We start from the raw sequence: 24,243 nt of genomic DNA, 5'->3' as shown, positions 1-24,243 counted from the left end.
AGGTATTCCACTTCTGTGTTACATCGATTTAAAAGGGAACAACCATTTCTACATCAATGTGCCTTGAATTGAAAAACCTGAGAGACTCTGAACTGACCAGATATTTAATGAGATTGGTATTAAATATCTTGCAAACTGGATGGGTCCATATATGCAGGAGGTAGCGCAACGCAGGAGCAGTTGCCGACGACGGCATGGATGCGGGAGGTAGAGCAACGCAGGAGCAGTTGCCGAGAACGACTATGTCTTCAAAAGGCTGCCTCGTATACCTCACTGATAATTTTCGCTTAAAGAGCAAATTCTAATGCGGATTGGTATTGCTGAGGTTAGTTAGTGCTCAGACGAAGCTGCACTTGGCTCATTCTGCTCAACACTATCAGCATTTCCATCACCCAATGCTTCATTGGTTATTGCTAATGCGTCTAAATCTTCCATTGCCATATCAATGTCACTTTGACCAGCATTCAACAACTCTTCTGCTTGCTCGACAAATGAGGCTTGCTGATCCATATCCTGTAATAACGTTGCGGCATTTTCTTCGGTCACATTCGAAATTGGCTGTTGACTCATCACCGCGTCACGTTGAACATTTTCACTGGCTTGGGAATTGAAGCGATTCAGTATTAAATTAATTTGCGGCTGGAATACAATGCCAAGTATGATCACAATCGCGGCGGCAGCAACATAGAGCCATTTACGGCTAGACACTTTTGTATCCGATTCCAAAGCAGCATGGCTTTGATTTGCAAAACGTTCAGGGTCAATCTGGGGTAAGATAGAAGCGTCAGGCCCTTTGGTCCGCATTCCAATAAATTGACCACCGTCATAAATTTCCATTTGATGACTAGAAACTTCACCCTCTACAATACCAGAACTCGTAATCACTAATTTATTGCATTGCAACTTACCTTTTAATAAACCCGCAACACGTATTTCTTGGCAAAAAACCTCACCATCAACTTCACCACCCGGTTCTATTTTTATATGGTCTGTAGAATCTATTCGGCCTTTCGTTTGGCCAGCGATCATCGCAGGACCTTGGATATTCATATGCCCATTTAATAACATATCAACACCAATATAAGTTATCCCCTTATTTTTATTATTCATTTTAGATCCTTGTTAGGGTTTATGCTCAGGGTTAGCGCTGTGTTATTGTTGTTTCAAGAGCTTAAAGCAAATACACCGTACAATAAAGCCAAGTCGATAATGGTATACTGTAAAGACGATAATTTACACTAAGCGTTATGTCACCATTACAAGCCTACCAACAACGTACTCAGCTAAATATTGTTGATGACCCAGCACAAGCGCAAGCAATCATTGCCCTTGATTTACTGTATCAGCAATATCTTGCGGCTAATTCAAATCCCCGAGGCTTATATTTATGGGGAGATGTCGGTCGCGGTAAAACATTTTTGATGGACCTATTTTGTCAGAGCATTTGCAGCTCACGCCCTAAGAAAAATAAAACGGTTTTACGCCTACACTTCCATCGCTTTATGGCTATGATCCACCAGCAACTAAATCAAATATCAGGGGTACGCGATCCATTAATTTATATTGGTAAGCAGATCGCGGCCAAATACTCACTTATTTGTTTTGATGAGTTTTTTGTTTCTGACATTGGTGATGCCATTTTACTCGGCCGGTTATTCGATACATTATTTCAATCTGGTGTCACCTTAGTCGCAACATCAAATGTTCCCATTGCAGACTTGTACAAAAACGGCTTGCAGCGCGATCGTTTCTTACCCACTATTGATTTGTTGCAAAAACACACCCAAATGATTCATTTAAACGGTCAAATTGATCACCGTATACAAGCAAATACTACAAAACAAAAAGCCACCGTATCTTGGTTAACTTTACCATCATTAACACCGCCTGAGTCAATGTTTCAGCAATTATGCCTGCAATACCCACAAGCAAATGAGAATGTCTCAACCCAGCCGCACTTAATCAAAATTTGTCATCGCGATATAGCCATAGCAGGCCAATATGGCCGGCTTGCTTGGTTTGATTTTTCAACATTATGCCAAGGCCCTCGCTCAGCACTGGATTATATTGATCTCGCCGGACAGTTTAGCCATATTTTACTCAGTAATGTGCCCAAATTAGGCGGGGAAGTACGCAGTTGGATTAGAGCCCGTGGCACTGAAGATGGTGCAATGGCGACCACGACTGGTGAACGACATTTGGCCTATGCAAGTGAAGATGATCCTGCTCGGCGCTTTATTAGCTTAGTTGATGAATTATACGATCAAAAAGTAATGTTACTTATCAACAGCCCCTGTAGCTTAGACGATTTATACATTGATGGAGCATTACAGTTTGAATTTAGACGCACTTATAGCCGCCTTATTGAAATGCAACAATGGATGTAAAAACCGTTTTTCATTCTACACATTCATTCACTGAACGGTGCATATGTAAACAACAAACTCTTGAGTTCTTAAGCTTGGTAATTTTCCACATCAGTAAAGCGAAGTAAAAAATTGTCTAATGCATCATTACTTGGATAATCAAATTGATATTTGTTGTGAAAAAATACCGTTAAACTGGCCTGAGCATCAGACAAGGTAATAGTATATCCATCATGATCGGTTTGCGCACTTATGCCGCATAACCAATAGTCATGCCCAAGATGACCATCTACAGCACCATCAATCGGACGTTTCTCGCCATATTGAGTGATTTTATTAAACACTTTTAACGCACGGTGAATATCGATTTCATTTTTCATATTATGCTCTACTGTTGATTTTCCGCATTACCATTTAACGACATTATACGCCAATTACAGTCAATAGATCAGTCGTTAACCGAACTTACCAGTCGACATAGGTGCAGTGTTTCACCCTCTTATTCACTTAAATCATTTCCCTTTGTTAACACAACAAGGCAAAATCCGGATACTTTATAACAGACAGAACCTACACCATGCCTGATATTGTGATTGCATTTTTTGCTCTCGGTTTGCTTGCCGGATTAATTAAGTCTGATTTGAAGGTCCCTAAAGCAACCTACGAAACGTTATCTATTTTATTAATGTTAACACTGGGACTAAAAGGCGGAATGGCACTGCACGGCGAAACGGGCAATCTAGTGATCACAGAATTACTGGCGGTTATCGTTTTGGGATTTATTATTCCACTCAGCCTATATCCTTTGCTCCGAAAGTTGATTCAATTACCACAAAAAGAAGCCATTAGCATTGCAGCCCATTATGGTTCTGTTAGTGCTGGTACATTTGCGGTAGTCATGGCAATGGTCGATCAATCTCAATGGCCTCTACGACCTGAAACAACATTGTATCTTGTCTTACTTGAACTCCCCGCCATTATCATTATGTTGTGGCTTCATCGCTATCTACAAGCTAAAACAGCTGGCAATGAAGTACATTCGTCAGCCGGAAGTATTTTGCACGAGGCATTAACAAGCCGCGGAGTGGTGCTATTATGCGGTGGAGTCGTAATAGGTTGGCTTTATGGCACCAGCGGAATGGCACCATTAACCCCCATGTTGTTAGGCGGTTTTAAAACCTTATTAGCATTATTTTTACTAGAAATGGGTATCAGTACTGCAAAAGTGTGTTTCCCTATTCCCTATAAACAGTGGCGTTTATTGGCGTTTGCTGCGGTTATTCCATTTGTATTGGCTTGGGCTGGCATTGGTTTAGGGCTATTACTCGATTTACCTTCTGGCAGTATTTTAGTGCTTGCAGGCTTAAGTGCTAGCGCGTCTTATATTGCTGCACCTGCTGCAATTAAGGCTGCTATACCTGATGCTAATATCGGTTTGGCTATGTTGGCATCTCTCGGAATAACGTTCCCAATAAATGTATTAATTGGATTACCCATTTACCAATGGTGGATTGAAAAAATATTAAATTAAACAAAATTTTAGCATTAAAAATGTTGTTCTACTCATACGTATAACGTTGTACACTCAGGCTTATTAATACAGTAATTAATCATCTTGATGGTGCATTGCTTTATCGACAAACATCGCCTTATCAACTTCAACTAAGTACTGATATAAATCTAACGGCTGTGTAGCTTTTCGGTGCACCACACCTTTGCTATAGCATAATGGGTAAGGCTTACAACCTTGCTCATTATGTTGTGCTACCTGTTGTTGAAAACGTTGCAGTACTGTCGTGACACTTGCATCATCGCTTTGACTCAATAACACAATAAATTCATCGCCAGCAAAACGGGCTATTACGTCGGACTCTCGAAAGCTATCAATGAGTATACTCGCAAAGATTTTTAAGGCTTTATCGCCCTCTTCGTGGCCATAAGTGTCATTAATTATTTTAAAGTAATCCAAATCAAAAAAGATTAAGCTTGTGTCAAAGCCAAGTCTATCGCTGTTAGCAATGGCTTTATTCGCCAGTAATTCAAAGCCACGACGGTTAGAAATACCCGTTAATGCATCTAAGGTATTTTGCTGTAGGTACAATAACTCTTCAGTCACTATTTTACCCAAATCTTCTAAGGCAATTTCATCGTCTTTGGAAAAGGCTCTCGGTTTATCATCAATAATACACAAGGTGCCTACTCTCACACCATTTGGCATAGTTAAAGGGAAACCGGCATAAAACCGAATATGGGGTGCAGCAAGCACAAGAGGATTATCAGCAAAACGTGCATCTTTTAGTGCATCGGGTACAACTAAAATATGTTTTTGATTTATTGTATGGGCACAAAATGAAATATCGCGCCGCGTTTCACATATATCCAACCCTTGGACAGACTTAAACCATTGGCGCTTGGAATCAACTAAACTCACCACACAAATTGATACTGAGAACAACCGTTTTGCTAATCGGGTGATACGATCGAAACGTTCTTCTGCGATCGTATCAAGTATATTCAGCCCTCTCAATGTCTCGAGTCGAGTGTATTCATTGTCAGGTATTGGCGCCAACAACATTAAACAACCTATTTAAGATAAATTACAATACCCTAATAAAAGCAGTTAAGTGGCTAAATATCAACCTAAAGCAGGTTAACAAATGGCTAAACAGTTAAAATGTCATTGTAGATTTCTATCACACCATCTGTTTTTTGCTGCACACTTTGTGTTGGTAATTTACTGGACAATTGTTGAAGTGTTAATTCATGGCTCTCATCACGAAGCCAGCAATAAGTTTGAGTTAAATGCTGTGCTTGCATAACTGGCAGCAATTCTAAATCGGCTAATATTTCAAAAATACGAACATTGTCAGACCAAATAGTGAGCTCTTGATATTGGTGAGCATATGCAAGCACTAAATATTGGGCGATAAATTCGATGTCGGCGATACCGCCTGCACTTTGTTTTAAGTCAAACTGCCCCGGTTCTACTTGCAACAAATGTTCACGCATTTTAATCCGCATATCTCTGACTTCTTTGGCAAGTTCGACTTTATTGCGTTCTTTTCGTAATACCTGTGAACGTAAATCGCTAAAACGTCCCGCAAGCGAATAATCCCCAAACACAAAACGAGAGCGCACGAGTGCTTGATGCTCCCACGTCCATGCTTCTTGCTGTAAATAGGTACCAAAATGTTCAATTTCACTGACAAGTAAACCTGAAGCACCAGACGGACGTAAACGCATGTCCACTTCATATAACTCACCTGATGTCGTACGGGTGGCAAATAAATGCACAATACGTTGCGCCAGCTTTAAGTAGAAATGACCATTATCAATGGAACGTGCACCATCGGTGGTGCCAGAGCCTGTATGTCCGTGTAAAAAAACCAAATCTAAATCTGAGCCATAACCCAACTCAATACCACCCAGTTTGCCGTATCCAATCACGGCAAATCCCATGTTGCTTGGGCTGGTGTTTTCGGGTACACCATGGCGCGCAGCTACCTGATGCCATGCTTGTAGTACCACTTGTTCAATAATGGCTTCCGCTAAAAAGGTTAAATGATCGCTTACCTGCATCACTGGTAACACGCCTGTCACATCAGCCGCTGCGATTTTGAGCTGTTGCGACAATTTAAACTGTCGCAACGCTTCCATTTGTTGTTCCATGTCATCTTCAGGCACACGTAACAAATACTGACGTAATTCGCTGGGATAATCATCAATAGAAGTGATGTCATACAACTGTGATGGATCAATTAACTCATCCAACAACATTGGAAAATTTGCCAATTCTCGAGCTATCCATGGGCTTGCACAACACAAGCTCACTAATTGCTGCCTAGCACCTGGGTTTTCACATAACAGCTCTAGGTAAGTCGTACGGGTTAAGATTTTATCCAGTACTTTAGACACAGGTTGAAACGCTTGGCTTGGTTTGATTTGACTAACCAACTCTTCAAGCAGCTTAGGCATAAGCTTATCTAAAGTTTCGCGACCTCTTGGACCGATAGAACGTTTCGACACGGTTTTATGCCACTCGTTTAGCAATGGCCATAATTCAGTATCTTCAATCTGTTGCTCTTGCAACAATGCGTGGGCGTGTTCATCCTGTTGTACATTCCAAAATAACGATGTCCAATGATCATTGTGATCATGCCCTTCTGCACCACCAACGGTATCATTAAAATGACCATGAATAGTGGCCATTGCCGCATGAATTTTTTGCCGAAGTTCAATTTCGTCTTCAATACCTAACGGATAACACAAACGTTGCCAATCAAGTTCATTATTAGGCAAGGTTTGTGTTTGTTTATCATCAATGGCTTGCAACAAGTTTTCAACGCGGCGCAATAGAATGTAACTGTGTTTTAGCTCATCAACGGCTAAATATTCTAATTGCCCTAAGCTGTACAAAGTATCAATCGCACCAAATAAACTTTGTTGACGTAATGCTGGCTCGCGCCCACCACGGATAAGCTGAAAACTCTGCACCACGAATTCGACTTCGCGGATCCCGCCAGCGCCAAGCTTAATATTGTCGGTTAACTGCCGACGCCTGACTTCTTGGGCGATAAGCTGTTTCATTTTACGCAATGATTCAATGGCAGAAAAATCAATATAACGGCGATAAACAAATGGCCGTAAAAGATCATGTAATTCATCACAATAGCCAGACCAAGGACCAAGCACACGCGCTTTGACCATGGCATAACGTTCCCAATCACGACCTTGTTCTTGGTAATAGTCTTCTAAACCACTAAAGCTGACCACCAAAGGGCCACTTTCACCATAAGGACGTAGGCGCATATCAACACGGAATACAAATCCATCAACGGTAACTTGGTCGAGTAAATTAACCAAACGCTGACCCATGCGAATAAAGAATTGTTGGTTGTCTTGAGTTCGTCGACCGCCAACAGTTTCACCATGCTCAGGAAAGGTAAAAATTAAATCGATGTCAGATGAAAAATTAAGCTCACGTCCGCCTAACTTCCCCATCCCTAAAATCAATAAAGGCTGTGGCTTACCTTCAGCGCTTGTCGGCGTACCATATTGCTGACTCATGTCTTGATATAACCAATCTCGCCCTGCAATAACTAGTGCTTCAGCCAATGCAGATAAGTCGAGAAGCGATTCTTCTACTGGGGTGTAATTTAAAAAATCCCGCCACGCTAAACGCACCATTTGTAAATTACGATATCGACGCAGAGTAGATTTAACGTGCTCCTCTTGAGTTAACTCAGTCAACAACGAATGTAACTCGGCATCAAATTCATTGCGCACAACATCATCTAATAAGCCATCAAATAACTGAACAATCCATTCGGGATGGCGACAAAGTTGCTCGCCTATATAATCACTCAACCCAAATACGGTAGTGAGCTCTTGCTGTTGCAAGGTGGTCAGTGCTGTTTTAGCTTCTGGCCAAACGTCGCAGAGTTTTAACCAGTAACGATCTGCGCTGTCTAGCATAGCCACAGATAATACCTTGTCACCTTGGATTTGCATGGCAATTATGATCCCTAAAGAAAATGAATAATGGACATATTATGTCGTAAATGGTATATCTATCGTTCAGTCAAATGCTCAGATTAATATCATTGACATCAAGATTACTATAACCTGTGTCATATTGAATTAGCACATGAAAAATCTACATTTTGGAGAAAACATGGTAGGTCACCTCCCCCGTGTACTCACATTGATAACGGTATTATTTATCGCATTAACCCTAAGTGGTTGCGGTGATGACAGACCGGAACAAATTGCTAAGTACCAGCAACTGACCCAACAACGCCTTGAATTGTTGGCCAATTCGCTCAACAACAATCAATTACGAAATGCGACGTTACTCAAACAATACACCAGTATTCTTGCAAAGCGGCAATCTGACTTAACCCCATTATTAGAAGAATTAGCTAAAGATGCTGGCACAGAAGGCCCTATGTTCAAGTCGTTAACTCGTCGTTATACAGACTTAAACGACAGTGCTAACTTCATTGATTTAGACCAGCAATTAGCCGAAGCACAAAATGTATATCAAGCTGCCGACAGCAGTTTGTATAACGATATGCTGTCTGACCCTGTTAATGTTGTCGCCGATATGTCCAATGGACAACTTGCCAGAGTGAATGCTATCAGCCGTGAAGCCGAAGCGCTAGCAAATGGCACCGATGGTAGCGGTGCTGGTAGTCAGCTTGTGGGCAATCCCGCTTATGGTAGTTGGCAAAACAATTCAAGCGGCACATCTATTTGGGCGTGGTATGGCATGTATGCAATGTTTTCTAACTTCACTCGCCCCATTTCTTACGACCGTTGGTCAGGTAACCGAGGTTACAGCTATTATAACGATGTGGGACGCTATCGTTACACTTCGCCAAAACAAGCGACTTCGCAAGCAAAAACCTTTGAACAAACCAAGAAACGTTTTAACAGCCAAGGAAAACGATTCGATAGCCCTTATGCCAAAACGCGTACAGGTTCTACTAGCTTGTCACGTCAAAGTGCTAGTGCCCCAAAAGCCAGTAGCACCACTCAGAGCGCGAGTCGAAAATTCCGTTCGAGCTATTCAAAAGACAGCAGTTTCCGTAACTCAAGCAGCCGCACTAGTCGCGGTGTTCGCCGTGGAAAATAGGTAAGGACTCACCATGACATTTTTTCAAGAATATGGGTTAACTCAAGATCTGGCGATTATTTTAGCCATTGATTTAACCATCGCTATCGTTTTACTGGCGCTAATGCGTTACTTGCAAGGCTGGAGTATTAAAGTCAACAGCAGTGCCGAACTAGCAGAACGAGATAATTTTGCATTTGGTATTAGTACCGCAGGTGCTGTCGCGGCATTAGGAATTGTGCTTACAGGTGCGATTACCGGCGAAGCTGCGCCATCATATTTAACTGAAGCTATCGGTATGTCGGCTTACGGCTTATTTGGCTTAGTGTTGATTAAACTAGGCCGACTTTTGCATGATAAAATTGCCTTAAATGAATTTGCTAAAAACGCTGAAATCCTTAAAGGTAATGTGTCTGTTGCCGTGGTTGACGCCGCAGCAGCCATTGCCACAGCCATTATTATCCGCGCAGTATTAATGTGGGCCGAAGATATTACCCTAGATACCTTCATTGCCATTTTCAGTGCCTTTTTAATCTCACAACTCATGTTAGTGATACTCACTCGATTACGTGAAAAACGTTATGCTCAACGTAATCAAGGCGCCTCAATGCAGCAAGCGTTAACCCAAGGCCAAACAGCGTTAGCATTGCGTCACAGTGGTTACATGATAGCCATGGCGTTAAGCTTTAATGCAGCAAGTCATTTCATTGTTTATAACCCAACAGCCCATCTAAACAACATTATTGGTTGGTGTGTGTTTTCATTAATCATGCTGGCTGTATTATCGCTATTAATCACGCTAGTGAAAAAACTGGTGTTAGCGGGTATCAATCTTGCTGAAGAAGTAGAAAAGCAACAAAACATTGGTATTGCAGCTGTAGAAATGGCAATTAGTATTGCCGTAGCCCTTATTCTCACGGCGTTAATGGCTTAATTTATGACAACACCTTTGCTCGATGAAATTCCCACCAATACAACACAGGGGGACTCGCAGCAAAGTCCCCTCCCATCCCGTCAAGTATCGTGGTTTGATGATGCCTTATTACTTGGCATCATGGCCTCGCTGGCAGGATGCGGGCTTATTTATGAATACTTATTATCTCACTATGCCGGCCGGATTCTCGGTGCGCTAGAAGCTGCCATTTACACCATGATTGGTTTAATGATTGTGTCGATGGGGGTAGGAGCCTTTGCCGCCCGCAAAATAAAATGTGCGTTCACCGGCTTTGCCATGCTCGAATTAACCGTAGCGTTATGTGGTTCATTTGCCATTATCGTTACCGCCGCTGTGATTGGGTTCGGCCAGCAACTGCCATTAATCATCGCCAATACGTTGGGCCTACCGCCCGATCATTTACCGAATGGTGGCTTTATTGCCAGCCTGCAAACCCTGAGCGAATACTTGCCTTATGTTTGGGGGGTATTGCTTGGGTTAATGATAGGCATGGAAATTCCGCTTATCGCCCGCGTTCGACAATCATTATCTGAAGCACACTTACTGCATAATGCCGGCACCATATATGGTGCCGATTACATTGGTGCAGGTGTAGGTGCGGCTATCTGGGTCGGCTTTATGTTAGCGATTGATATTCAATTAGCTGCCGCACTCACCGCCAGTGTTAACTTACTCGCCGGACTGGTATTTATCTGGCGCTTTTGGACGAAAATCAACCATGTCAAAGTGCTGCTAATTGGCCATATTATTGCCAGTGTTGTAATCGGCTTATTAGCGGTTAAAGGCCCAACCTGGGAGCAACACTTTAATAATTTATTGTATAAAGATCATGTAGTCTATGCCAAAGCAACACGCTTCCAGCAGCTCAACTTTACTGAACGTTTGCGCGGTGGCGGGTTAACTCCAGTTTATAATTTATACATCAATGGCCGTTTACAGTTTTCGAGTAGCGATGAGCATATTTATCACAGCTTCCTAGTGCATCCCACACTGGCTGCCAGCGCACGTCACGATAACGTATTAATTATTGGCGGGGGTGATGGTCTAGGGCTAAAGCAAGTCCTCAAATGGCAACCTAAATCTGTCACCTTGATGGATTTAGATCAAGACTTATTAGCATTGTTTAAATCACCACCAGCGGATATGCCACAACGCTTAAGCGATGCATTACTGGCGTTAAATGGTGATGCCTTAAACGATCCCCGCTTAACCTTGATGGTCGACGATGCATTTAACGGTGTCGATAAACTGATCCACAATGGGCACATTTTTGATGCCATTATTGTTGACTTACCTGATCCTAGCCACCCAGATTTAAACAAACTGTATTCAGATTTGTTTTATCGCAAACTCAATGAGTTACTCAGTGCTGATGGTGTGATTACAGTTCAATCGACTTCGCCTTACCATGCGCCGAAAGCATTTATGTCGGTTGGCAAAACACTCGCTGCGGCAGGTTTTAATGTCAAACAGTATCATCATAATGTGCCTAGCTTTGGTGAATGGGGCTGGAGCATAGGCAGTAAAATGGGCAGTAATCCACAACAGCGATTGGCAACCATCCAACAAATTCCAGTACCTGAAGATTGGCTAACACCAGGGCTTATCCATGCATCATTTGAATTTCCGAAACAGTTTTATAATGATATTGATAAAATCAAGGTAAACGAAATTGGTTCATTGCAACTGTATCACTATCACTTAGCTGCATGGTCAGAAAACGAAGTAATTAATCTTTTTTAATTGGAACAGATAGCACTTGACATATTATGTCTGAGTGCTATCTTTACTCACAGACATAATATGTCAATTAAGGACGAATATGAACATCCATACCATTGCAAGTCACCTAAATGGACTGTGCGATCAAAGCAAAACAGGTTTTCAGTTTGACTGCTATCCAATTGATGGTGACGTTGAAGTATTACAAGTCAATATTGTCAACCGTGAAGAAATTCCGGTATTTGTATCAGTAACAGATAACCAAATATTGTGTATCAGTTATTTGTGGGGCGAGAATGAAGTAAACCAAGATCGCCGAGCTGAAATGTTTGAGACCATGTTAGAACTCAACATTCCAATGCCATTATCTTCATTTGCAAAAATTGATGATAAATACGTGGTTTACGGAGCATTGTCTGTGCAATCAAGCATGGAAGAAATTGAACAAGAATTAGCAGTACTGTCAGACAACTGTCTGGAAGTCATCGACGAACTCGTCGAATTTTTAAACTAAGGAGCCAATTATGGGCATTCTAAACAAGATTCTTACCGCGTTTCGTGGTGGTGCAACAGAAGTTGGCCAAACTATCGTTGATGCAAACTCAACGCGTATTTTTGAGCAAGAAATTCGTGATGCAGAAAAACATTTAACTAAAGCCAAACGTGAACTAACTGACGTAATGGCCAAAGAAATGCAAGCTAGCCGCGAAATTGATCGCCTAAAACGCAGTGTTGCGGAGCACGAAGGTTATGCCACTCAAGCGCTAGAGAAAGGTAATGAAGCATTAGCTATCGAAATAGCAGAAAAAATTGCCCAGTTAGATGAAGAGCTATCTGAACAGCAAACCGCTAACGACAGCTTTAGTTCACATGCCGTGCGTTTAAAAGATTTAGTGAAAAAGACCGAGCGTCAGCTAAATGATTATCAGCGTCAATTAACCATGGTCAAAACCACTGAAAGCGTACAAAAAGCCACTGCGACGATCACAGACTCATTTGCATCAAGCAACTCAAAACTGCTTAACGCTAAAGACTCTCTAGAACGTATAAAAGCCCGTCAGCAACAATTTGATGACCGTTTAAAAGCATCAGAAACCTTAGCTGAAGAAAACAGTGATAAGTCATTGCACGCCAAACTAGCAGAAGCCGGTATTGGTGAGCAAAAGTCGAATGCTAATGCTGTGTTAGATCGCATTAAAGCACGCAAAGGTTAAGTTATATGGGATTTCTTAGTGGCCTATTCGGCAAAAAAGAAGCCCCGAAGCGCCAGCTTGACCACCCAAATAAACTGCTCAAGGGGGATATGATCACCCTTGATGACAGTTTTGCTTTGCCTACGCAATTACGTGGGCAACAGTTAAAGGTTGAAGCCATTCATACCTATGAATACCAGCGCTCGCAGCTTTGTGAATTCTTATTGCGTGGTCATTCAGGCACCGCAATTTATTTATCCTATATCCAAGAAGACGAGTCCTACCTGAGTATTTCACTTAAAATCAATCGTGCTGAAGTTGAACAGTTGTTTGATCTCAATGCCTTTGCAGAAATATTCGAAGAGCCAGGTAAAGCCGTTCTCACCGCGCAAACTTTATCTACAGAACTTGAAACCGAATTTGGCCAATGGTTAAGTGATGAATACCATCAACAAGAATTTGCTGGATTTGGTTATTTTCATCGTCAAGACTACCGCGGCTTAACCCCGCCACAGGATGAAAATGGTGCAACAGGTGAAGGCTTTGAAAGCTATAGCTTAGTCAATAACCAAGATACCCACGCCATTGATATTGAAGTCTATGAAAACGGTGAAACGGAAGTGATGTTAACGTTATATCGCCCATTAACCGATATTAGAGAATACTGGCCAGCAAGCTGACACAAATAGGAGATAACGTTTTAATGAGCTCAAGCAAACCGTTACCCGATAAATGGCTTAAAAACCAACAAGCTGCAAAAGCCACCCAAGTAGCTTTTGATCTGGATGAAAAGTTTCAATATTCTATCCGCAAAGCGGCTTTAGATAAAGGTGTGAGCCCGTCAGACCAAATACGAACAATCCTTGGATTATCAGTATCTAAACGACCAAAACGCCCACGTTTAACCGTGTCGTTGAGCGGTGAAGACTATGTTTTATTAGCACAAAAATATGGCCTAGACAGTGATGCTCAACTTGAGATAAAAAAACGAGTATTAGATGACTTAGTCCACTTTGTAGATAAAACATCATAGCATTAACCTAAGACCATCTGGGTTATGCCGATTTAAAACAACGCACTAAGCCCCTGCCCTGTGCGTTTTTTGTTATGATAATAAATTAAGCCTATTATCTAACAAATTTAAGCGGACTTAACCACATGCTAGAATCAAAACGTTGGTCCATCAAAAATGTCGAAGCACCGAGTCCATTCGAACTGGCGATGATGGTCTTATCGTTAGTCTCAGTGGTCATCGTACTGACAATCACTTTTGGGCATCTAGGTGCCGAAACCAATAAAGTATTATTTTATATCGACACCACAATATGTGTCATTTTCTTGATCAATTTTTTTTATGGCTTAGTCAAAGCACGCAATAAAACCTACTACTTAAGGCACCATTGGATAGACTTTGTTGCCAGCATTCCAGCCATTGAAGCTCTGCGTATTGCACGTATATTCCAAATATTAAGAGTCATCCGGCTGATCCGCATGAGCCGATCATTGATCATCCCTTTGTTACGTCAACGGAAACAGTCCACATTAGCCAGTTTATTAGTCGCAATGGTGTTAATTTTAGCCACTGCATCTGTGCTTATTTTATTAGTGGAAAGCGCAGAACCTAATGCGAATATCCAAACCGCTGAACAAGCTCTTTGGTGGGCATTAGTCACTATCTCAACGGTCGGTTACGGTGACTACTATCCCGTCAGTACTGTCGGTCATGTCATTGGTGGTTTGGTCATTATCAGTGGTGTCAGCTTTTTTGGGGTGATTTCTGGTTACATGGCCTCAGTATTTGTGGCCCCAGATGAACAAGAACGTAACGAAGCACAAGAGGCTCAAGCAGCACATAAAGAACAGATTAATAATCAACTGACTCAGGCTCTCGAACAAATGCAGCAAAACCAGCTAAAAATGGAACAAAACCAACAACAAATGCTAGATGAGATCGCTAAATTAAGACAACAACAAGATCAAAATTAATCATCAAGCTAAAGCGAAACACAGCCCAATATAAAGCCCAAGGTAATCTATACCTTGGGCTTTATATTAACTAACCACCCACTAACTTTTGCCACCAAGACAAAGGTTCACCGCAATTTTCCGCGGGTCGATAGCTGCTCTCTAGTGCCGGCAGGCCAATGATATTGTCACAATTGCCTTGCTTAGCCGCGCCAGTGGTGCGATCAAAATAGCCATTTATAACGCCATTAACAGGGATCATACGTAAACTCAGTGGTGGGCGTTGTTGCAAGAATGCTTGATACACTGCCATTGCACCACTACTACCGTACAAACCCGTTTTACTATTATCATCTTGCCCAACCCAAATAGCTGCAACATTACGCTCATCAAATCCAGCAAACCACGAGTCACGACTGTCATTACTGGTACCCGTTTTACCTGCTAACCGAATACCAGGAAATGCGGCACCTAAACGCTTAGCGGTGCCATTACGTACCACTTGATTCATCGCATATTGGATTAAATAATCTGTCGCAGGATTGATCGCTTGGGATCCAGCCGCACGACTCACATCCAAAGCTTGATTTTGACTATCTAACACTGCGGTAATAGAGGTTAATTTACGATAACGACCTCCGTCAGCCAAGGTTTGGTAAACCTGCGCTACCATCAATGGCGAACCATTCACGGCACCAAGCAACATAGATGGATAAGGTGAAATATTATCAGCCCAACCCGATTGTTGTAGTGTAGAAGCAACATTATTAACACCAACGGCTAAACCGACATTAACTGTGGGGACATTCATCGAATCTTTAAATGCTGTCAGCAGAGGCACTTGACCACTGAATTTCTTGTCAAAGTTCTTTGGTGACCATGTTTTACCTTGTTCATTTTTTAATGTTATCGGCTTATCTTCAACAGGTGTAGCCAAGGTGAATTTATCACTTTGGTTTAATGCGCTGGCATATACAAAAGGTTTAATTAAAGAACCAATTGGACGACGAATTTCAACGGCACGGTTAAATCCTTCATAACCTGGTACTTTATCGCCAACCATGGCCGCAATACCACCACTGTACTTGTCGGTAACAACCATACCCACCTGAATATTTTTAGCGCGTTTATTTAACGAAGCCATGGTAGATGACACCGCTTTTTCTGCAGCTTCCTGGGCCATAGGATCTAGTGTGGTATACACTTTAATGCCAGACTGCTGCAGTAACGAATCGCCATAACGATCGCGTAGCTCTTGCTTCACAACAGCAAAAAAGGCGGGTAATTTTTGGTGCACCGATTTTTTTGCACTACGTAAACCAATAGGCGACTCTGTCGCGGCTTTATATTGCGCCACTGAAAGCTTATCGTTTTCCATTAATATGCGTAAAACGAGGTCTCGTCGTTCTTGAGCTCGTTCAGGGTAGCGCCACGGATTGTAATAAGATGGCCCTTTAATTACCGCCACCAAAAAGGCTTGCTGCGATACCGTTAACTCACCAACAGGACGGCCAAAATAAAACTGTGAGGCTAAGCCCATGCCGTGTACACCACGAGACTTATCTTGCCCCATGTACACTTCATTGAGGTAGGCTTCTAAAATTTCATCCTTGCTGTAACGAAAATCAATAATCAACGCCATTAACGCTTCGCGTACTTTACGCACTATAGAGCGCTCACTGCTTAAAAAGAAATTTTTGGCTAATTGCTGGGTCAACGTTGAACCGCCCTGCACAGTACGGCCAGCAGTAATATTGACCATTGCCGCACGGGCAATAGCTAAGGGATTAACCCCAAAATGATCATAAAAGCTACGGTCTTCCACTAAAATGAGTGCATCGATAATAATGCTAGGGATCTCAGGACTAGGAACAAATAAACGATCTTCCCCATCGCCAGCAATAATGCGATCGAGTAATACCGGCTCTAAATGGAATACCGCCAATTCACGCTTGTCAGACATACGTGTCACTGAACTCACCCCTTCAGAGTCAAAGCTAATCATCACGCGTTGCTCAGCTTGATTGCCTTCGGGATGTAAAAACGGCCGACGCCATAATTCAATACGAGTACTTGAAGCCGAAAACTCGCCAACTTGCCTTGGATTAGCCACTTTACGGTAACCAAGCAGTTTCAACTCGGCCATTAATTGAGGATGGTTAATTGCCGCACCTGGGTATAGTGCCATTGAACGACTAAACACTTGAGCTGGTAAATGCCACTTTTGACCTTCAAATTTTTGCGCAATAATTTGATCTAAATAAATCGCATAAAAACTGACCACGGCGGCACCCACAATGGCTAATTTCCACGTGAGTGACCAGATTTTACGCCACAATGATGAACCACGCTTTTTTGCTGTGGCCGAAGACTTTTTAGTTTTTCTGGTTTTTTTTGTCATAACTGATTGATTCGTTTTCCATATAATCCTGAAATATGTACATATAGCTAATAAATGCTATAGCTTATCTACACGCTAGGCGTTTTCTTTTTAGTATATTTGGTTGCTACTGTATTTACAGGATCATCTGGCCATAAATGCCTTGGATAACGACCGCGCATTTCTTTTTTTACTTCCATATAAGGACCTTGCCAAAAACTGGCTAAATCAGCTGTGGCTGCTAATGGTCTTTGTGCTGGCGATAATAGCTCCATTGTTACCGTCATTTTGCCGTGTAATATGGTCGGGCTTTGCGCTAAGCCTAACGCTTCTTGCAATCGTACACTTAATAAAGCTCGTCCTTGTTGTTCGGCGTTATGATAAAAATGCCCATCAACATCTAATGGCATCTGGTAACGAATAGGGGCACGAGTGCCTGTTGCCATCGGCCAATGTGTCGGCACTAATTGTTCTAATAGCTGTTGCTGTTGCCAGTTGAGTAAGTTTTTCACCAACCCATAAGCACCAACCTTAGTTAACGCGACCAGTGAGCGAATGTTATCTAAATAGGGCCCAAGCCAATCTTCTAGTGTCGCTAATAAATGCTCATCGGTTAAGCAGGGCCAATCATGCTCTGGTGTAAAATGACGTGCTAATTCAACCCGATATTGTAACTGGATTAATTTGTCATCACGATTAAGAATTGTTAACCCTTTAATGCGGACCTGTTCCAATAATGCGGCGGTAATTTGTGCGGGCTCTGGTGTAATTCCAGTATCGGTTTTAATAATAACCTCACCGATTTTGGTATGTTTTTCAGCAAAGAAACGCCCTTTTGCTTCATCCCAACCACCGTGAACATGAGTGGTCACTAACGAGGCAAGTTCTGCAGTAAACAAGCGTTCATCTAACCTTGCCGCAAGGTAAATTTGCCCAGCATTACGACCTTGAGTCTCTTGAAAGTCAGCAACCACTAACCAAGGTTCATGAGCCAAACTGTCTTCGGCATTGATCACCACACCCGTACCATTACTTAATAAAAAGCCTTCATGACCACGAGCTTTGGCAATACGATCAGGGTAAGCAAGTGCTAACAAATAACTAATATCACGTGTGGATGCATTACGTATTGCTTCATTGACCTGTCCCGATATCGCTAAAGATTGCTGCCATTGTCTTACTTGTTGTTTAATCTGTCCCTGCAAAGCCTCGGTCAAATAATGATGAATATCAGCGCCTTTTTTCGGTAATCCACGGGCTTCAATAATGCCTGCTAAAACGCATGCTAACAGACAAAGCAGTGGCTGATTGTCTTGCAAAGCAAGTTGTTTAGCTTTAAGCAGCATATGTGCTAAGCGTGGATGACAACCTAATGCATAAGCCTCTCGACCAAGTGGTGTTAACTTATGTTGCTGGTCAATTAATTCCAATTGAATGAGTAACCGCCAAGCAACTTGTTCATGGATCTGCGGCGGCGGTGTGAGCAGTGATAACTCGGCAAAGGATTTAGCCCCCCAATTGGCACAATCAAGCGCCATTGCAGTGAGCTCTGCTTGAGTGATTTCGGGTTCATCAACGTTACGCATTCGCCCTTGCTCTTCTTGGCTCCACAAACGCACGCAATAACCAGCTGCTAAACGCCCTGCACGGCCACTACGCTGAATTGCCGAGGCTTGGCTAATACGCTTAAGCCCTAAGCGTGTCACGCCGGTTTTAGGGTTAAAACTCGCTTCACGACGATAACCACTGTCGATAACAAGAGTAATGCCTTCAATCGTTAAACTCGATTCTGCTACGTTGGTCGCGAGTACAATTTTACGTTTACCCGGTTCTGCTGCGCGAATGGCGAGATCTTGCTCCGCTGACGACAAGTCGCCATACATAGGACAAATAAGCCATGATGCATCCAAACGCTGAGCTAATAGTCCGGCTAATTTACGGATCTCACCTTTACCGGGTAAAAATGCGAGCACACTACCTTGCTGATATGGCGCTAGATTGGAGTCTGAAATAGTATCGATAATCACGCGAGACATGTGCGTTAGCCACATCTGTTGACCAGAGCAAGGCTGATAAGCAATCTCAACGGCAAAACTGCGGCCATCGCTATGTATTTGCGCAGCATCGGGCATCAAGGTGTCTAGCGGCAATCCCGACAAGGTGGCTGACATAGCAATAAGGTGTAAATCGTCACGCAATGATTGCTGTACTTCCAATGCTAACGCCAAGCCTAAATCGGTAGGAAGGTGACGCTCGTGAATTTCATCGAAAATAATCACATCAATCCCACTCAGTTCAGGATCTTGCTGGATCATTCGGGTCAAAATACCTTCGGTAACAATTTCTAAACGAGTATTTGCGCTGACTTTTGACTCACCGCGCACACGATAACCCACCAGCTGCCCAACCGGTTGTCCCAATTGTTTAGCGATAAATTGTGCAACATTTCTGGCGGCGACTCGACGAGGTTCAAGCATCAGAATTTTGCCACTAATTTCAGGCCAAGCTAACATGGCCAATGGCAATGCCGTTGATTTACCCGCGCCGGTAGGTGCTTCAAGAATAATCTGTGAATGGGTGGCAAACTGCTCACGTAATGCATTGAGCACCGCGTGAATAGGTAATGTCGTAGATATTGCTGAGGGCTGCTGTGCGTATGTTGAGGTCAAATGCATTAACTTTTACGGCGATTTTCTAGAAGCCATTTTACCCACAATTGCACCGAGGTGTCATTAATTGCTGATATCGCATATTAATCAGGTGTCAGGTCTCTTTTTTATTGCAATTTATGTTAACCAAGGCGTCCGTAAACCATGTTGTAATTCAGCTAATCTAGTCGGTTTATTGATGGCATAACCTTGGGCATAGTCAACGCCAATATTTTTAAGGTACTGACCAATATCGGTGTTTTCAACAAACTCTGCAATCACTTCAAACCCCATGTCTTTGCCTAGCTGACAAATAGCCGACACAATGGCTTTATCATTGCGGTTTTGGCATAAGTTCACCACGAACTGACCATCAATTTTTACGTAATCCACATCAAGACATTTTAAATAGGCAAAGCTTGAAAAACCAGAACCAAAGTCATCTAAAGCAACCTTACAACCTAGAGGTTGTAATAATTCAATGAGCCCTGTGGCTTGTTCTAACTGACTAACCGCTGCTGTTTCGGTAATTTCAAAACATAATTTGCTGACCAGTTCTGGCTCAACCATCAAACGCATTTCAAGCCAATTCATAAAATCTTTATCTGCCAGCGACATTGCCGACAAATTTACCGAAACCATAGAAAGTTGCGCCCAGATGGCTAAATTATCGCCACCCCATTTGAGCAAATTATCTATCACCCAGCTATCTACACGTGGGGCCAGGTTATAACGTTCTGCTGCGGGTAAAAATACGTCAGGAGAGACGTATTGGCCATCACTTCGAACCATACGCAACAAGATTTCCATATGGATCCCTGTTTCTGGTTTATCGAGTGGCTCAATTAATTGGTAAAATAACTCAAACTGATTTAACGCAAGTGCACCGGTAATATCAACAGAGGCAAGCATTTGGTTATACATAATGTGCATTTGTGGATCGTCAGAATTATAAAAATGCCAACGATTGCGGCCTTCTTCTTTGGCTAATCGGCAAGCCGCATCAGCCTTGCTCATCACACCATAAATATCTGGGTCAACATAATCGACCAGTGCAATCCCAATGCTGGCACTAATATTGTGCTTAATGCCTTTCCAAGAAAATTCGTGATCAAATAATTGTTGGCAAATTCGCTTCGCCACTTGTTTAGCTGATGTGATATCAGAATAATACATCAACAAACCAAACTCATCTCCGCCTAAACGCGCCACAACGTCGCCTTTGCGTAATAATTGTTTTAATCTCGTCGCCACTTGTTGTAATAATAAGTCACCCGCTTGATGACCACTAAGATCATTTACCACCTGAAATTGATCAAGATCGAGAAAAGCAATGCAAGCTGGAGGGGTATCTTCATCATTAAGCAACTCTTCGAGCATATTTTCAAATTGTAGCCGGTTGGGTAATCCGGTCAATACGTCATGATTTGAATGAAATGACAACTCATCGGCAAGTCGATAACGTTCGGTAACATCTTCAATCATTAACAATAGCTGTTGTTGGCGATTTAACGCATGACAAAAGCTAAATTTATACCAATGATTTTTTGTGCCATTTCTTAACGGCACCTCACACCAAGCTTGGCGTAATATCCCTTCTCGAACTATGTGTAACGTATCAATAAGCAGTTCATGTTCATCTTTGTGTATCAGGTCAAATAAACTCTGCCCTAAAGCGATAGGAAGTGCATTCTTACTCGTATCATTTTGTAAAACGACACGGTCATGTAAATCGATAAATGCACACGGCATCGGCAATAACTGAAATAATTCTTGATACTGCCTATCTTTATTGTCTAAAAGCACCGCTAGCCGACGCAACTCAAGTGATGATGCCAATTGATACGCGGTATCGTCCAATAAATTCTGCATAAAAGAAACAGGGTCATCATGTTGGCTAGCAACGGGGTTGGCATTCGATGCACACAAAGTACCTAAAACAACTTTAACATTACCAACTTGCAGAACGGGGCTTAGCCCAAGATGTTTACAATCAATATCAAGCGCATTAAATGTGTCCAAAAGGGGTAACAATATGGGATGTTCATCCTCCATTAACCGTTGCTCTGGTAGATGAGCATAAATAATCGGTTGATGATTACAAAATAATGATTCACACAATGATGAATTGGCTTGTAAATGCTGGTTAAACAGTATTTCAGATGTTGGAGAAGCACCAAAATGGCTCACACATTGCTGTTCAAATGTATCAATAATATCGGTATCGACAGCAAATAATTTGTCATGCTGACAAGTCAACACAAAAGCTGCGCTACACGCTAACCTTTCACACACTAATTGCAGTGCCTGATTAAGCAGAGACAACACAGAAGTGTCATTCCCCTCAATAGGTCCATTTGTAAAAACGCTTTTCAATAGTTGCTGTGTGCTATCGGTCATTCATTAACTCAATCAAGGTTAGCTATTAATTTTCTTAAAAAAAGTCAATTATCTCATATGTGCTCAGAGTCTAATTTACCTAATACTAACAAAGTAATCAGCTGATAATGAGATATTTTTTGCAATACATTTATATTAATAATTATGTTTTAATTCAACAGGCAAGCTATTGATGCAACATGCAATAAGAGACAACTCTTTGTTTAGAGAATCCAATAGCAAGTTTGATATTACCGAGGCAATAATTTGTTATTTTATCGGAGTTAATACCATCCTTTGACCCGAATCGAGATGAGCGATTAAACGCTCAAACCAGAGTCTGTAAGGCTGCATCGCGCATATTATCCTATTTTGCACAGTAACGACGGGGTCTAAATCAATGTCCATACAAAAAAATGACAAACACTATTGCAATATACGCGCAACGGTTTTATCACGTTCAATGCAAAATAAATGTCGAAGCGGGTGCTGGAGAAGAAATACTAAGCAGAAATGATGGCATGGTGGAAAAATAAAGCAGCCACAAGAGCTGCCGACGGTATCAACAATATTAGGATTGCTCTTTGTGGCAAGCGATTAACTTATAAAAACGTAACCAATAACAATTGCCGCTAACTTAATGATACAAAGAGCCAACCCATTCATATTAAAAATGTTAACCAGCAGAGCGCTAGTCTTTTAACAACTCTGCAATGGTTAAGACACCATGGGTTGTCGCACCCGCAGCCCATAACGGCGACGCAGATGATTCAAATGCTGCAGCTAAATCAACATGTAACCAATTGGCTTGTGGTGATACAAAGCGCCACAAGAAACCTGCAGCATTTGATGCCCCACCAGCACCACCGCCTTTAACTGGACGACTATTTGCAGTATCAGCATAGGCAGATGGGCACATATCTTTATGCCAAGCATCCAAAGGCAAAGGCCATACATTTTCAGATACCGCTGCTGCACGTTGCTGTGCTAATTGTAACGTTGCCGTTTGTGGTGAAAAGATCGCATTATAATTAGACCCCACGGCCATCACAGCAGCCCCCGTTAACGTCGCAGCGTCAATAATTAATTCAGCCCCAGTTTCAGACGCAGCTTGTAGCCCATCAGCTAACACTAGGCGCCCTTCAGCATCTGTATTAACCACTTCCACTGTTGTGCCGTTTTTATAGGTTAAAATATCACCCAACTTAAAAGCATGACCACTGACTAAGTTTTCCGCGCAACATAAAAATAGCTTAACGCGTTTATTCAAACCAGCCTTCATTGCAAGGCCTAATGCAGCTGTGACAGTGGCGGCACCGCCCATGTCACATTTCATGGCTAACATGCCTTCTGACGACTTCAAGCTATAACCGCCTGAGTCAAATGTAATGCCTTTACCCACTAAAGCAACAGATACAGGTGCATCGGCACCTAATGGATTAAAATCCAGCTCTAACAACGCAGGAGGACGTTCACTGCCACGACCAACAGCATGAATACCGACCCATTTTTTCTCTAATAATTCTTGGCCTTCAGTAATTGCAAAGCTGACATGGTCGCCACCAATATTTTTTAACCAAGACGCAGCTTGATTCGCTAACGATAAAGGCGATAAATCTTCAGGGGTATCATTAATTAATTTACGAGCAAACTGAGCCGCTACAGCACGATGATTCAACGTCTCTTTGTCAGCATCGCTGCCACACCAATCCACTTGATATCCAGCTTTAGCTGTAGCAAAACCTTGTGCAAATGCCCACTGTGAATGCAAATTCCATAATCCGCCCTCTAACTGCACATAATTAATACCTTGAGTGCGAATTTTTCTGGCGGCCATTTGCACTTGTCGCAGTTCATCGCTACCCGATAAATGGATCGTCGCCTTAGTACCTTGGTAAGTCACATCAGCTTTACCCCAATGTTCTGCAGGGGCTTCTGTGGTGAGAGTAACGGTCATAATATTCATAATAATCCCTTGTGGTAAGACTAATAACACCAATGCTCGCGCTTAATCACGAG

Annotated in this window: 18 protein-coding genes; 10 read left to right on the top strand and 8 right to left on the bottom strand. The window is 42.2% G+C overall.

All coding sequences use genetic code 11. From position 1 onward, the window contains the following. Positions 1–330: 330 nt before the first annotated feature. On the bottom strand, positions 331–1,110 hold the full coding sequence (locus ACWXWT_RS08305; protein WP_456041142.1) for a polymer-forming cytoskeletal protein: 780 nt from the start codon (positions 1,108–1,110) through the stop codon (positions 331–333). Between the two features lie 137 nt (positions 1,111–1,247). Between ACWXWT_RS08305 and zapE the strand changes: the two genes are divergently transcribed. Next, complete coding sequence (gene zapE, locus ACWXWT_RS08300; protein ID WP_456041141.1) at positions 1,248–2,387, top strand: cell division protein ZapE; 1,140 nt, start codon at positions 1,248–1,250, stop codon at positions 2,385–2,387. Positions 2,388–2,455: 68 nt separating this feature from the next. Here the strand turns inward: zapE and ACWXWT_RS08295 are convergent, their stop codons facing one another. Further along, entirely contained in the window at positions 2,456–2,746 is a 291-nt protein-coding gene (locus ACWXWT_RS08295) for a DUF3081 family protein (RefSeq protein WP_456041140.1), read from the bottom strand. Between the two features lie 197 nt (positions 2,747–2,943). On the opposite strand from ACWXWT_RS08295, the gene ACWXWT_RS08290 reads away from it, so the two are divergent. Beyond that, a complete protein-coding gene (locus tag ACWXWT_RS08290) occupies positions 2,944–3,897 on the top strand; it encodes a sodium-dependent bicarbonate transport family permease (RefSeq protein ID WP_456041139.1) in 954 nt (317 codons plus the stop codon). A gap of 75 nt (positions 3,898–3,972) precedes the next feature. Here ACWXWT_RS08290 and ACWXWT_RS08285 read toward each other — a convergent pair whose 3' ends face one another. Further along, complete coding sequence (locus tag ACWXWT_RS08285; RefSeq protein WP_456041138.1) at positions 3,973–4,941, bottom strand: diguanylate cyclase; 969 nt, start codon at positions 4,939–4,941, stop codon at positions 3,973–3,975. An 86-nt stretch (positions 4,942–5,027) separates the two neighbouring features. Then, positions 5,028–7,877, bottom strand: coding sequence for a bifunctional [glutamate--ammonia ligase]-adenylyl-L-tyrosine phosphorylase/[glutamate--ammonia-ligase] adenylyltransferase (glnE, locus tag ACWXWT_RS08280; RefSeq protein ID WP_456041137.1), 2,850 nt, complete (start codon positions 7,875–7,877; stop codon positions 5,028–5,030). Between the two features lie 163 nt (positions 7,878–8,040). On the opposite strand from glnE, the gene ACWXWT_RS08275 reads away from it, so the two are divergent. The 8 genes from ACWXWT_RS08275 (at position 8,041) to ACWXWT_RS08240 (ending at position 14,838) form a co-directional block, all read left to right on the top strand. Continuing rightward, positions 8,041–9,003: a hypothetical protein gene (locus ACWXWT_RS08275; protein WP_456041136.1), complete on the top strand. Its 963-nt coding sequence runs from the start codon at positions 8,041–8,043 to the stop codon at positions 9,001–9,003. A gap of 13 nt (positions 9,004–9,016) precedes the next feature. Then, the gene (locus ACWXWT_RS08270; protein WP_456041135.1) at positions 9,017–9,916 is read left to right on the top strand and encodes a DUF350 domain-containing protein; all 900 of its coding nucleotides are present in this window, start codon (positions 9,017–9,019) and stop codon (positions 9,914–9,916) included. Between the two features lie 3 nt (positions 9,917–9,919). Next, positions 9,920–11,680, top strand: a complete 1,761-nt coding sequence (locus ACWXWT_RS08265) for a polyamine aminopropyltransferase (RefSeq protein WP_456041134.1) — start codon at positions 9,920–9,922, stop codon at positions 11,678–11,680. A 79-nt stretch (positions 11,681–11,759) separates the two neighbouring features. Then, positions 11,760–12,173, top strand: a complete 414-nt coding sequence (locus ACWXWT_RS08260) for a YjfI family protein (protein WP_456041133.1) — start codon at positions 11,760–11,762, stop codon at positions 12,171–12,173. Between the two features lie 10 nt (positions 12,174–12,183). Beyond that, positions 12,184–12,873 carry a PspA/IM30 family protein gene (locus tag ACWXWT_RS08255; RefSeq protein ID WP_456041132.1) on the top strand — a complete coding sequence of 230 codons (690 nt, stop codon included), beginning with the start codon at positions 12,184–12,186 and terminating at the stop codon, positions 12,871–12,873. A gap of 5 nt (positions 12,874–12,878) precedes the next feature. Continuing rightward, positions 12,879–13,532: a hypothetical protein gene (locus ACWXWT_RS08250; protein ID WP_456041131.1), complete on the top strand. Its 654-nt coding sequence runs from the start codon at positions 12,879–12,881 to the stop codon at positions 13,530–13,532. Positions 13,533–13,555: 23 nt separating this feature from the next. Next, the gene (locus ACWXWT_RS08245) at positions 13,556–13,885 is read left to right on the top strand and encodes a hypothetical protein (protein WP_456041130.1); all 330 of its coding nucleotides are present in this window, start codon (positions 13,556–13,558) and stop codon (positions 13,883–13,885) included. Positions 13,886–14,010: 125 nt separating this feature from the next. Beyond that, positions 14,011–14,838, top strand: coding sequence for an ion transporter (locus tag ACWXWT_RS08240; protein WP_456041129.1), 828 nt, complete (start codon positions 14,011–14,013; stop codon positions 14,836–14,838). 70 nt (positions 14,839–14,908) lie between these two features. Here the strand turns inward: ACWXWT_RS08240 and mrcB are convergent, their stop codons facing one another. The 4 genes from mrcB to pepB all read right to left on the bottom strand — a co-directional run bounded on the left by mrcB (position 14,909) and on the right by pepB (position 24,190). Beyond that, the gene (mrcB, locus tag ACWXWT_RS08235; protein WP_456041128.1) at positions 14,909–17,218 is read right to left on the bottom strand and encodes a penicillin-binding protein 1B; all 2,310 of its coding nucleotides are present in this window, start codon (positions 17,216–17,218) and stop codon (positions 14,909–14,911) included. A gap of 68 nt (positions 17,219–17,286) precedes the next feature. After that, positions 17,287–19,866, bottom strand: coding sequence for an ATP-dependent helicase HrpB (hrpB, locus tag ACWXWT_RS08230; RefSeq protein ID WP_456041127.1), 2,580 nt, complete (start codon positions 19,864–19,866; stop codon positions 17,287–17,289). Between the two features lie 117 nt (positions 19,867–19,983). After that, positions 19,984–22,245 (bottom strand): putative bifunctional diguanylate cyclase/phosphodiesterase, encoded by a 2,262-nt coding sequence (locus tag ACWXWT_RS08225; RefSeq protein WP_456041126.1) that lies wholly within the window; start codon positions 22,243–22,245, stop codon positions 19,984–19,986. A 670-nt stretch (positions 22,246–22,915) separates the two neighbouring features. Continuing rightward, a complete protein-coding gene (gene pepB / locus ACWXWT_RS08220; RefSeq protein WP_456041125.1) occupies positions 22,916–24,190 on the bottom strand; it encodes an aminopeptidase PepB in 1,275 nt (424 codons plus the stop codon). Between the last annotated feature and the right edge of the window lie 53 nt (positions 24,191–24,243).

It is taken from the genome of Shewanella sp. A22 (assembly GCF_053850585.1).
Note: the sequence above shows the minus strand (reverse complement) of the source record. Positions and strands in the feature narration are given on the sequence as shown.

Excerpts from the sequence above, each read along its gene's own strand:
- ACWXWT_RS08305 (WP_456041142.1), bottom strand. The coding sequence starts at position 1,110 with ATGAATAATAAAAATAAGGGGATAACTTATATTGGTGTTGATATGTTA.
- zapE (WP_456041141.1), top strand. The coding sequence starts at position 1,248 with ATGTCACCATTACAAGCCTACCAACAACGTACTCAGCTAAATATTGTT.
- ACWXWT_RS08295 (WP_456041140.1), bottom strand. The coding sequence starts at position 2,746 with ATGAAAAATGAAATCGATATTCACCGTGCGTTAAAAGTGTTTAATAAA.
- ACWXWT_RS08290 (WP_456041139.1), top strand. The coding sequence starts at position 2,944 with ATGCCTGATATTGTGATTGCATTTTTTGCTCTCGGTTTGCTTGCCGGA.
- ACWXWT_RS08285 (WP_456041138.1), bottom strand. The coding sequence starts at position 4,941 with ATGTTGTTGGCGCCAATACCTGACAATGAATACACTCGACTCGAGACA.
- glnE (WP_456041137.1), bottom strand. The coding sequence starts at position 7,877 with ATGCAAATCCAAGGTGACAAGGTATTATCTGTGGCTATGCTAGACAGC.
- ACWXWT_RS08275 (WP_456041136.1), top strand. The coding sequence starts at position 8,041 with ATGGTAGGTCACCTCCCCCGTGTACTCACATTGATAACGGTATTATTT.
- ACWXWT_RS08270 (WP_456041135.1), top strand. The coding sequence starts at position 9,017 with ATGACATTTTTTCAAGAATATGGGTTAACTCAAGATCTGGCGATTATT.
- ACWXWT_RS08265 (WP_456041134.1), top strand. The coding sequence starts at position 9,920 with ATGACAACACCTTTGCTCGATGAAATTCCCACCAATACAACACAGGGG.
- ACWXWT_RS08260 (WP_456041133.1), top strand. The coding sequence starts at position 11,760 with ATGAACATCCATACCATTGCAAGTCACCTAAATGGACTGTGCGATCAA.
- ACWXWT_RS08255 (WP_456041132.1), top strand. The coding sequence starts at position 12,184 with ATGGGCATTCTAAACAAGATTCTTACCGCGTTTCGTGGTGGTGCAACA.
- ACWXWT_RS08250 (WP_456041131.1), top strand. The coding sequence starts at position 12,879 with ATGGGATTTCTTAGTGGCCTATTCGGCAAAAAAGAAGCCCCGAAGCGC.
- ACWXWT_RS08245 (WP_456041130.1), top strand. The coding sequence starts at position 13,556 with ATGAGCTCAAGCAAACCGTTACCCGATAAATGGCTTAAAAACCAACAA.
- ACWXWT_RS08240 (WP_456041129.1), top strand. The coding sequence starts at position 14,011 with ATGCTAGAATCAAAACGTTGGTCCATCAAAAATGTCGAAGCACCGAGT.
- mrcB (WP_456041128.1), bottom strand. The coding sequence starts at position 17,218 with ATGACAAAAAAAACCAGAAAAACTAAAAAGTCTTCGGCCACAGCAAAA.
- ACWXWT_RS08225 (WP_456041126.1), bottom strand. The coding sequence starts at position 22,245 with ATGACCGATAGCACACAGCAACTATTGAAAAGCGTTTTTACAAATGGA.
- pepB (WP_456041125.1), bottom strand. The coding sequence starts at position 24,190 with ATGAATATTATGACCGTTACTCTCACCACAGAAGCCCCTGCAGAACAT.